General features: G+C 60.0%; 9 protein-coding genes. 2 read left to right on the top strand and 7 right to left on the bottom strand.

All coding sequences use genetic code 11. The features are described 5' to 3' along the window. The first annotated feature begins 135 nt into the window (after positions 1-135). Entirely contained in the window at positions 136-648 is a 513-nt protein-coding gene (locus tag HDG32_RS33870) for a hypothetical protein (protein WP_221307953.1), read from the top strand. A gap of 1,806 nt (positions 649-2,454) precedes the next feature. Here HDG32_RS33870 and HDG32_RS33865 read toward each other — a convergent pair. From HDG32_RS33865 to HDG32_RS33835, 7 genes are all read right to left on the bottom strand, one after another. After that, positions 2,455-3,462, bottom strand: a complete 1,008-nt coding sequence (locus HDG32_RS33865; protein ID WP_184073956.1) for a galactitol-1-phosphate 5-dehydrogenase — start codon at positions 3,460-3,462, stop codon at positions 2,455-2,457. 32 nt (positions 3,463-3,494) lie between these two features. Continuing rightward, on the bottom strand, positions 3,495-4,262 hold the full coding sequence (locus HDG32_RS33860; protein ID WP_184066472.1) for an SDR family oxidoreductase: 768 nt from the start codon (positions 4,260-4,262) through the stop codon (positions 3,495-3,497). A gap of 43 nt (positions 4,263-4,305) precedes the next feature. After that, positions 4,306-5,619 (bottom strand): histidinol dehydrogenase, encoded by a 1,314-nt coding sequence (hisD, locus tag HDG32_RS33855; RefSeq protein ID WP_184073954.1) that lies wholly within the window; start codon positions 5,617-5,619, stop codon positions 4,306-4,308. A 100-nt stretch (positions 5,620-5,719) separates the two neighbouring features. Continuing rightward, a complete protein-coding gene (locus HDG32_RS33850; RefSeq protein ID WP_184073953.1) occupies positions 5,720-6,778 on the bottom strand; it encodes an ABC transporter substrate-binding protein in 1,059 nt (352 codons plus the stop codon). A 65-nt stretch (positions 6,779-6,843) separates the two neighbouring features. Then, entirely contained in the window at positions 6,844-7,650 is an 807-nt protein-coding gene (locus tag HDG32_RS33845) for an ABC transporter ATP-binding protein (protein ID WP_018422900.1), read from the bottom strand. A gap of 352 nt (positions 7,651-8,002) precedes the next feature. Next, positions 8,003-8,911, bottom strand: coding sequence for an ABC transporter permease (locus tag HDG32_RS33840; protein WP_184073952.1), 909 nt, complete (start codon positions 8,909-8,911; stop codon positions 8,003-8,005). Further along, positions 8,908-9,690, bottom strand: coding sequence for an ABC transporter permease (locus HDG32_RS33835; protein WP_184073951.1), 783 nt, complete (start codon positions 9,688-9,690; stop codon positions 8,908-8,910). The genes HDG32_RS33840 and HDG32_RS33835 overlap by 4 nt, the downstream gene beginning before the upstream one ends. A gap of 197 nt (positions 9,691-9,887) precedes the next feature. Here HDG32_RS33835 and HDG32_RS33830 point away from each other — a divergent pair, with 197 nt between their 5' ends. Continuing rightward, positions 9,888-10,934, top strand: coding sequence for a substrate-binding domain-containing protein (locus HDG32_RS33830; protein WP_184043540.1), 1,047 nt, complete (start codon positions 9,888-9,890; stop codon positions 10,932-10,934). The last annotated feature ends 10 nt before the right edge of the window (positions 10,935-10,944 follow it).

Below are 10,944 nucleotides of genomic sequence, written 5' to 3'. Positions count from 1 at the left end.
GTCCTCTTTCTCGTTGCTGGCAAGCTCGATTTCTCCGGCTTCAACCCGCATGCCTCGTGAGCCCCGTTACCCACTGCATTTTCAAAAGAGCCAAAAAAAGGTAATTTGGAATTTATTTTTGATCTACGACATCAAATGCAGGCAGAAGGGTTATCACTAATCACGGTGGCGGGCATCTACCAGCCGACACTAGAACAATTTTTTGGTGATTTTGAAAAAAACGAAAGTTGGAGAAAGTTAAGCTTGGATGTCTTCCGGCGTGACATGAGTTTCAGTTGCGTTTCAAACCAAGACGACCTGAGACTCACTCTTGAATGTGTTGATTTAGCCGAAGACGGGCGAGGGCAAAGCTGGGTCCAATTTTTCCTTCCCATGGCATACGCAAAAGGATTCCGCCTTGCGAACATGACGGATGCCTTGTTCGGTAAGCTCTCCGCGGAATCGAAGTGGCTCGAACTCGGATTTCCGTCTGGCGCAGTCTTCGCGATAATTCGAAAGTTTCTATCGTTAGCTACACACCATGACGGCGGGTCCTGCTCTTTGGACGGCTTAGCCAACGACATCTTGAATAGCGTGTTCGAAACGTCCGGATTTCGTGCTGCAATGGCCGACAAACTCTCTGCTGACGTCTACAACGGACACATTTAGTCGACCAGGGCGATCATGGATACGTTCGAATGGGTTGGCCTTAGGTACTCGCCCCTGCCATACGAATCAACGCCATCAATCATTGGAAGATTCGCATATTTCAACGTCCTGAGTCGCAGCTCGCTTACCAAGCTAGTTGACTTCAAGAGTGACTCGGGACTTCGCCCCTATCCGCGCGGTATTTACGTCGATAAACAGAAGTTCATTGCGCAGACGGGTTGGGAATTTCCCGGCGAGGAGAGTAGGTTTTTTGCTGCGACCCGGGAGTTATCGGGCTTGCTTTTTTCCAATAGCTTTCGATTCTGTCCTTCATGCCTTGACTGCGGGTACCACAGCTACTGGCATCAATTCGAAGGGCTTGAGCGATGCCCACTCCACGGCGAGGTACTAACGAGATTCTGCCCCAATTGCAAAAGACTGGTGGGCACCGTCGCTTTCGGAATTGGCAATGGGTCCGGCTTCTACAACTGCCCTCATTGCAGCGCGCCGCTGTCGGGCAGTCCGTTTTCCTCAGAGAGTCACGAATACCTTCGAGACCACACGTCGTCTCTCGATGCATTCAGGCCACTACAACAATGGTGGGCGGGGGATGATGACCTGCAAACGAAAGACGTAATGCGCATCGTGTCGCGGAAAGTGATTTTCAAATGGGCACATTGGTGTGACGACCGAGCAATCCTCCGAGGTATGGCCCGAAGATTGACGGCTTGCGCACTTGAATCGATGGGAGGGGAGTCGCTCAAGCGTATCACCGTGTTGCGCTGGCCTCTTCAATTGACAACAAACAAATCTTCCGATGACGAGCGTATCGGTCACCTGCAGTGCTCTCCCGAGCGAGAGAGCACTGCATACAGGACGACCTTGCGTGCACTTCATAACTGGGCAGTTGGCAAGCGCGGAGGCGCCATCTTAGCGCGAGACATTCGCACGCTTATGCTAAGAGGGGTTGTGAGCACAGAAGGCAGGGATTTGCGGCAACTTGCACTTGCGTGGTTCCGCTTGCGTTTTGAGCTATGGCCGGCAACGCCTTTCGGATGGGTTAATCCCGATCAAGCGCGTTGGGGAGCACATTCACGACTTCGTCACATGGAAAAATTTGAACCGAGGCCCCCCTTGAGCGCATTTTTGCTTGCGACATATTCACTGATGCTTGAAATTGTGAAACGGCGAGAAAGGGAAAGCGAAGTGTTAGATGTCGGCAGCATCCGAATCGTTGACTCCTGCGTTCCCGTCGTGTACTTACCTGACTATCGGCTTTCGCTGAACACCAGTGAACCGTCAGAAGGATTTGTAATCTTTCCGTCACTTTCGGGGTTCGATTTAGACTCCGTCTGGCTCAAGAGGGATGACGCGGCGTAAATTTAGTGCAATCTCGTCCGCGGTTGACCGGCGCTGCTCAGATTCGGAAGTAACACCGAGGCTTTCAGATGTTTTTCGGTGGGAAAGACTGACGCTTTTAGATGACATTGGGTGGATCCTACTGATTCGAGAGCCACGCAAATTTGGCAAAAACATTGAACACCGAAATATCCCGCCTTAACATGGGATTTGCGTCAGTTTACAGACGCCTTTAGATGGAATCACTGAATGTGGATATATTGATAATACAACGTAAAACGCACCATATACTACACAATTCAATACTTAACACGACATTAGTACTATAATGTCGTGTTTATGGTTGGCGTGCGGATTGTTCAATCGTTAGTGTCGATGTCCTCGAGGCTTGGAATCCGATCGAAGCCTGACGACAATGAGTCTGTCGCGGACAGTCTCGCTTTCCTGCTGGACTGCTATGGCCTAAATTTAGAAGCCCGGCGTCAGGACGACTTTCCCTGACGCCGTCCTGCCGTTCTGCAAATCGTCGAACGCCTGGCTTCCGGCATCGAGCGGCCGCACGTCGAGCCAATCCAGCGAACCGAACGCGCCTTCGTGCAACGCCGAAACCGTCGCGCGAAGATCCGCCATCGTATATGTGTACGTACCCAGCAGCGTGATTTCAGCGAGCGTCAGCTTGCGCATATCGATTTCGCTTGCCCAATCCTGGAGGCCGATGTGCATCACGACGCCGCCAGGCTTCACCGACGATAACGCGAGCGCGCGTGTCGGCTTTGCGCCCACGGCATCGATCACGAACTCAAACCGGCTTTCAGGCGCCGGCGCGTCCAACGGATCCCATGTCTCGCACTGCGCATGCTGCTGCGCCGAACGTCGACGCAGCGGATTGACCTCCGCCATTTCGACCGACCGGCAGCCGTACGATTTCAGTAACAACGCCGACAGCAATCCAATCGCCCCGCCGCCAATGACCAGCGCGCGGGTTTCCGGCAACGGTCTTTGCAGCGCGCGCATCGACAGATTCAGCGCATGCAGCGCCGTAGCAGCCGGCTCGGTCACCGCGGCGTGCGTTGCGGGCATCTCCTGCGGAATTTCGACAACGCATCCCGCAGGCAACGACATATATTGTGCAAATGCACCCGGACGCGTCATGCCGACCATCGTCCGGTTCGCGCACAGATTGTCGCGCCCCTGCACACAATATTCACAGTGCCCGCAGGTGATCAACGGATTGCCCGTGACGCGCAAGCCTTTCGTCAGATGCGGTGCGCGCGTCTCCACGATCGTGCCGGCGAACTCATGACCGAGAATGAGGCCGGGTTTGCGTCGCGGATCGTGGCCGTGGAATGCATGCATATCGGAGCCGCAAATACCGACCGCATCGATCCTGAGTATCACCTCGCCGTCGGCTGCCTGCGGTTCGGGCCGATCCAGCAACTGGACCTCATTGGGCTGCGTGTAGACAAGTGCTTTCACAAGCGTTCTCCGTCGTGCAATTGCGTTACCGCCTACCGCGCGGTGTACCCGCCGTCGACCATGATGGTCTGGCCCGTGACGTACGCGGACGCGTCACTCGCAAGAAACACCGTGACGCCATACAGATCGTCGAGTTGTCCATTGCGTCCGATGCACGTGTTCTGCGCGTGCATGTCCGCGACGCGCGCGTCGTTGAAAACGGGAGCCGTCAGCGCAGTGGGGAAAAAGCCCGGCCCAATCGCGTTGCACGTGATGCCGTAGCGTGACCACGCCTGCGCGATAGCACGCGTCAATTGCACGACACCGCCCTTCGCCGCGCCGTATGGCGCGCTATCGTTGAATGCACGGTATGACTGCAGCGACGCGATGTTGATGATGCGACCATGTCCGCGCGCCTTCATCGAGGGTGCGAGCGCCTGCGTCATGAAGAACGGCGCGCCAAGATGCAGTGCGAGCTGCTGTTGCCACGCTTGCGGCGTTACTTCATCGAATGGTTGACGCAGATTGACGCCCGCCGCGTTGACGAGAATGTCAATCTGGCCGTGCTGTGCCGCTGCGTCGAGCGCGCAGGCGCGCGCCGCATGCGCGTCGCTGAGATCGCACGCGTGCATGTGCGCATCAATACCGTCATCCCGCAGCCGCATTGCCGCTTCGTCGAGCGCATCACTTCGCCGCGCCACCAGCACGACGCGCGCACCCGCCCCGCCCAACGCGCGCGCCATCGCTTCGCCGACGCCCGAGTTGCCGCCGGTCACGAGCGCGGTTCTGCCATTCAGGTCGAATAGTCGAGCGATGTTCAACGGTGTCCTCCTTCGTCGTACCGATTGCACATGCCGATGGCGTTCATACCTGTACCGGTTCGCCACGCACGAATGCTTCGTCGGGAAAGTACTTCTGCAAGCGGTCGTCAGCGGTACGGGCGTGGGCTTCCATGCCTTCGAGCCGCGAGATACGCGCCGTCACTTCGCCAATGCGCTTCGCCGCATCGCGCGTCATGCGCTGCCACGTCAGCGTCTTCACGAACTTGTGCACCGAGAGCCCCCCTGAATAGCGCGCTGCGCCCTTGGTGGGCAGAACGTGATTCGGACCGCTCGCCTTGTCGCCGAATGCGACCGTCGTTTCTTCGCCGAGAAAGAGCGAGCCGTAGCACGTCAGATGTTCGAGCCACCAGTCCAGATCGGCAGCCTGCACTTCGAGGTGTTCCGATGCATAGCGATCAGACACGTCTACCACTTCCTCTCGCGTGTCGCACAGGATCACTTCGCCGTAGTCGCGCCACGCGGCGCCTGCGGCATCGTGTGCGGTCGGCGGCAACGCATCGATGAGTTGCGGAACCCGCTCAATGACCTCGTCGGCGAGCGCCTTCGACGTCGTGAACAACCATGCCGGCGACTCGTGGCCATGCTCGGCCTGGCCGACCAGATCGCTCGCGACCATCGCCGGGTCGGCACTGGCGTCGGCGATCACCGCAACTTCCGACGGCCCCGCGAAGACGTCGATCCCAACCTTGCCAAAGAGCGCGCGCTTCGCCTCCGCGACGAACTTGTTGCCCGGCCCCACCACAACGTCCGCCTGCTTGCCGGTAAAAAGCCCATACGCCATCGACGCAATCGCCTGCACGCCTCCCAGCGTCATCACGACATCGGCGCCTGCCGCCTTGAACGCATACAGCACATACGGATGGATGCCGCCTCCGCGAAACGGGCTCGAACAGGCAATCACCGTCTTCACGCCCGCTGCCCTGGCAGTCGCAACGCCCATGTATGCCGACGCGATATGCGCGTACCTGCCAGCAGGCGCATAACAGCCGACCACGTTGACGGGCACCACTTTTTGCCCTGCCGTCACGCCTGGATACAGTTCGACCGAGAAATCCCCAATCGAGCGCCGCTGGGCGAGCGCGAAGTCGAATACCTGTTGCGCGGCGAAATCGATATCGGCCTTCACGTGCGCGGGCACTTCGAGCGCACGCCGTTCGATCTCATCGGCGCAGACGATGATCGGACCGTCCCAGTTATCGAGTTTCTTCGCATACGCACGCGCGGCGTCTTCGCCATGCGCCTGAATCTGCGCAAGCATTTCACCGACGACCTGTTGCGCCGTCGCGGTCTCGGTTTCCGGCGTCTTGGCTGCTTTCTTCAGGTAAGTCACGCTCATCGCCTTCTCCTTCATCGATGTTAAAAATGATGCAAGCGCTTGCAGCGAGGGGCTTTTAAAAGGCCACACCGTGGCCTTTTTGCGCGATCGCGACCGCGCGTTATTTGCTGCCGTCCATTGCGAACGCCGCGAGTTTAGGGTCGCCCAACACACGCTTCATCGCGCTGTCGTCGATATAGTCTTTTGCTTCGGGGACGGACGCGAGCGCGCCCGATGCATGCATGAACTGCGCGATCTTCGTGAACGAATCGTCGGCCTGCGATGCGCCTTTCGTGCGGTCCATCGCGGCGAGTTGCTGCTTCAGGTCGAAGGTCGGGCGCGTAGCGAATTCCTTGCGCATCGAATCGTCGCTGATGTTGACGCCGCCCTCCTGGTAAAACTTCTTCATCATCGCGACGGCCTGGTCAGGGTTCGCCTTCATCCACGCCCATGCATGCAGATAGACGGCGAGAAATTTTGTCACCTGATCGGGATGCTGCTTCTCGAATTCGCCACGCGTGACGAGCGCGCCGGGCACCGATGCGCCGCCGTCCTTACCGGAGCACAACACGCGCGCGCCCGCCTTCTCTTCGAGCGTATAGTCATACGGCGCCCACACGCCCGCGTAATCAGCATTGCCCGACGACACAGCGGAAATGATCTCGGCCTGGCCCATGTTCCTGAGCGTCACATCAGCCTTCGTCAGCCCATACTTTTTCAGGCATGCCTGTACCGCGTAATCACCCGTCGAGTTGGACGTCAACACGATGGTCTGGCCTTTCAGCGACGCCGGATTGCGGCGCACCGCGTCATAACGCGCCTTGCTCGCCATCAGAACGTTGCCCTGCGATTCGTCGTTTGTCAGGCCGATCACCTGAATGCCGAAGCGCTTGTAGCCGAGCACCGCCGGCACGGAACCCGTGCCGCCCACGTCCCAGGATTTCGACGCCGCCGCCGCAATCTGCGGCACGCCTGCGGGAAACACCGAAAACTCGGGCTTCAATCCGACCTCTGCCCACCACCCTTTTTCGGTTGCGACATAGAACGGCAACGCCCAATACAGCGCGGGCTGATAGCTGACCCTGATCAGAGTGAGATCGGCGCACCACACCGTGCCCGGCAACGCCGCACTGCCCGCGCAGAGCAACGCAATGAAAGGGATCGCACGCAGACGTTTCATGTTGGTCTCCTGTTTTATGGGGTATTGCGCTCAGCCGTTGGAACCGGTGGCAGTTTTATGCAGCTTCATGCAGCGACACGTTCGACAGCGCCGTGTTCGTCGCGCAACGACTTCCAGATATGCGTGCGCAACCGGACGAACGATTCGAGATCCATCACGTCTTCGATCCGCTTGCACGCGTCCCAGCCATGCTGCTCGCGCACGGACTTCACATCGATCACTTCTTTCACGCGCCCCGGCCGGCCCGTCATCACGACGACGCGATCCGCGAGATACACCGACTCTTCGACCGCGTGCGTGATGAACAGCACCGTGCGCGGATTCACGCGCGTGAGCCGCACCAGTTCTTCCTGCATGACGACCCGGGTTTGGGCATCGAGCGCGCCGAACGGCTCGTCCATCAGCAGCACGCCGGGGTCGAGCGCATACGCGCGCGCGATCGCGACGCGCTGCTGCATGCCGCCCGATAGTTGATGCGGATACGCCTGCTCGTAGCCGCGCAGATTCATCAGCGACAGATAGCGTTCGATCGTTTCGCGTCTTGCGTCGGCGGCCATGCCCTTCGCGCGCAAGCCGAGATCGATGTTGTCCCACACTGTCTTCCACGGGAACAGCGCGAACTGCTGAAAGACGACCGCGCGATCGGGTCCTGGCCGTGTCACCTTGCGGCCCGCCACCGTCACGCTGCCCGAAGTCGGAAACTCGAGACCCGCGACCATCCGCAGACACGTCGTCTTGCCACAACCCGACGGCCCGACGATCGCAACGAATTCCTTGTCGGCGATTTCCAGTTCGACGTGTTCCAGCGCGACGACGCTCGCCTTGTCGCGCCTGAACATGCGGGACACATCATTGAAACGAATCATGCTCATCGTGCGCTCCGTCACGGTTGAGAGAGTGAAGCCACGGGTGCCAGGGTCTGTTTACATATGGAACGCACGTGCGTTGCCGCGAGAAGGGCCGCTCGCAAGGATTGCGACGCCGCGAATACTCGACGTATTCGCAAGAAGCATGACGCAGCGAGCGGCCCTTCTCGCGGCAACCCCAGTTCTGAATTTCATTCCAGGGGAATGCCCGCTATCGGCCGCATGGCGGCGTCGTGCGTCGCTCACGTGGCGCGGCCACGCAGCGCTCCTTACTCCTTGCCCTGCGCCCCGAAGGAAGTCCCCTTGGGGGACGCCCGATAGCGGGCATTCGCACGTGCGTTCCATATGTAAACAGACCCTAGTGCCGGGCCACGCGCCGGTTGCGCATCGCGTACGCTTCGATGCGTCCAAGCAGCAGGTCGATTGCCGCGCCCACCATACCGATTGCGATCATCGCGCTCATCACCGTCGCAGTGTCGATTGCCGCTTGTCCCTTGACCATCATGTAGCCAATGCCGCTCGACGCGACGATCAGTTCGGCGCCGACCAGCGACATCCAGCCCAGTCCCGCCGCGACGCGCACACCTGCGATCACCGACGGCAACGCGCCTGGCAGCAGCACTTCGCAGACGATCATCCGGTTCGACGCGCCGAGCATGCGCGCCGCTTCGAGCAGCCTGCCGTCGACCTGCTGCGCACCGCGATAAGCATTGACGACGCACGGCGGAAACGCACCCGCAAAAATGATCAGCACCGGGCCACCGATGCCCGTGCCGAACCACAACGCGGCAAACGGCACCCATGCAATCGGCGCGATGAAACGCACGGTTTCGAAGAGCGGCGTCACGCAGTAGTCGAGCCAGCGGAACCAGCCCATCGTCAGACCGAGCGGCACACCCAGCGCGACGGCCAGCAAAAAGCCCATCAGATAGCGCTGCAAGCTCGACCACAGATGCACTTCGAGCGTGTAACCGACAAACGGATGCGTGAGCAGATCGGCAAACTTGTGAACGACTGCAAGCGGCGTCGGTAGAAAGATCGCGGGGACGAGTTCTGCTGCCGATGCCAGCCACCAGATGCCGAAGAATGCGATCAGCCCCGCGGCATTCAGCGTCCAGAGCGGCACGTTGCGTTGAGCCACAGCACGCCCAGGCTCGCCGACCATCTTGCGCTGGCGCAACGTGCGTGCCGCACTGCCGGACTCGCGATTGACGCCGACGGGCTCGATGTCAGGATGCGCGACACCGCGCAGATGACCCGGTTTCATCTGTTCGCTCTCCAAGGCATGAGTTGCCGTTCGATTTGCCCAAGCGCGACCGTCATCAACCATCCACACAGCGCGACCGTCAGCATCGCAACGACGATCATCGCCGGATAGATGTCGAGCGAGCCTTGCGTCAGCAGATGCCCGAGACCTTTGACCGCACCGATCAGTTCGCCCGCCACGAGCGTCGTCCATGAGGCCTGCAATGAGAGGCGCAAGCCTGTGAAAATCATCGGCAGCGCGCCGGGAATCATCACTTCCAGCACGAAGCGCGAACGCCGCAAACCCAGCATCTCGGCGGCTTCGAGCATCGGCACGTCGAGATTGCGCACGCCCGCGAAACTGTTGATTACGCATGGCACGAACGCCGCGAACCAGATCACCATCACCTTCGCGGAGTCGCCGAGTCCAAGCCAGACGATCGCGAGCGGAATCCACGCGAGCGGCGGAATGGGTCGCAACAGCAGAAAGATCGGGTTGAAGAACGCCTGCGCACGCGGCGAGTAGCCCATCCAGAGGCCGAGCGGCACGCCCGTCACCGCCGCCGTCGCGAAGCCGTATAGAACGAGCTTCACGCTCTGCACGATGTGCTGGTCGAGACGGCCGTCGGCATAACCGTCCGTCACCACCTGGGCAAGCGCCTGCCAGGTATCGAACGGAGTGGGGAATCTCGACGGTGCGACGATGCCTGTGAGAGCCGTCAGCACGTACCACGCGGCGAGCGTTGCTGCGAGCGTGCCGATGCTGCACAGGAAGCGCGGTGAACGCAATGCGGGGAACACATTGTCTCCTGCCTGTTCAGCGGCGTGAAATGCAGCGCGCCGCGCAATGAAATGTAACCGCTTGCATTTGAATATAGACGCTATGATCACGGGTCACATCGGGATTTATACCAATTCGAATGATGTTGTACTGTCGTTCGCTTGCAATCGGGCACTACAATCAATTGAGCCTATCCAAACCTGTCTGATCTGCCGCAATGAATACCTTGCCACGCGCCCGTATCAGCGATGTCGCCACACTCGCCGGCGTCTCGACGGCAACTGTGTCGCGCGCTCTCTCCAACCCCGACATGGTGAAAGCGGACACGCGCGCGCGCATCCGTGATGCGATCGCCACGCTGGGATATGTGCCCGACGGCGCGGCGCGCGCGCTTGCGCTGGGCCGTGCGCGAATGGTCGGCGCAATCGTGCCGACGCTCGACAACGCGATCTTCGCGCGTGCGGTGCAAGGCTTGCAAACCACACTGTCGAATTCCGGCTATCAGTTGCTGATCTCCGCGCACGAGTACAACCTGTCCGCGGAAATCGAAGTCGTGCGCGCGCTGCTGGAACGTGCTGTCGACGCAATCGTTCTGGTCGGCACCGACCATGCGCCGCAAACCTATGAACTGATTCGCGCGAGCCACGTCGCGCTGCTGCTGACCTGGTCGCACGCCGAGCGCCCCGGCGCAGCCGGCAGCGGCGACGCAGATACACCGCCGTCGATTGGCTTCGACAACCAGTTGATCGGGCAACTGGCCGCTGAACATCTGCTCGAACTCGGTCATCGCCGCTTCGGCGTGATCTCGGGCTTCACGCGCCATAACGACCGCGCGCGTCAGCGGATCGAAGGCTTCCGGCGAATCCTTGCACAGCACGATATCCGTCTGCCTGATGCGAACATCATCGAACAGCCATTCGGCTTCGAAGGCGGTCGCGCCGGGCTCAAGCTACTGACGCAATTGCGCCCTGCTCCAACCGCCATTTTCTGCGGCAATGACGTGCTCGCGCTGGGTTGCCTGTTCGAAGCGCAATCGGCCGGTATCGCCGTGCCGCAGCAGTTATCGATTGTCGGTTGCGACAATCTGCCCATCGTCTCGCAGATCACACCAGGTCTCACTACCGTGCTGTTGCCCACTTACGAACTCGGCGAACGCGTCGCGCGCGCACTGCTGCGCTGGCTCTCGGACGGCGTGCCGCCGCAGCGCGAGTGTCTGCCGATCGAGCTGATCGTGCGTGGCACGAGCGGTCCGGCGCCCGCGTGAAGTGCGCCTG

The organism is Paraburkholderia sp. CI2 (assembly GCF_014201055.1).
GTDB lineage: Bacteria > Pseudomonadota > Gammaproteobacteria > Burkholderiales > Burkholderiaceae > Paraburkholderia > Paraburkholderia tuberum.
Note: the sequence above shows the minus strand (reverse complement) of the source record. Positions and strands in the feature narration are given on the sequence as shown.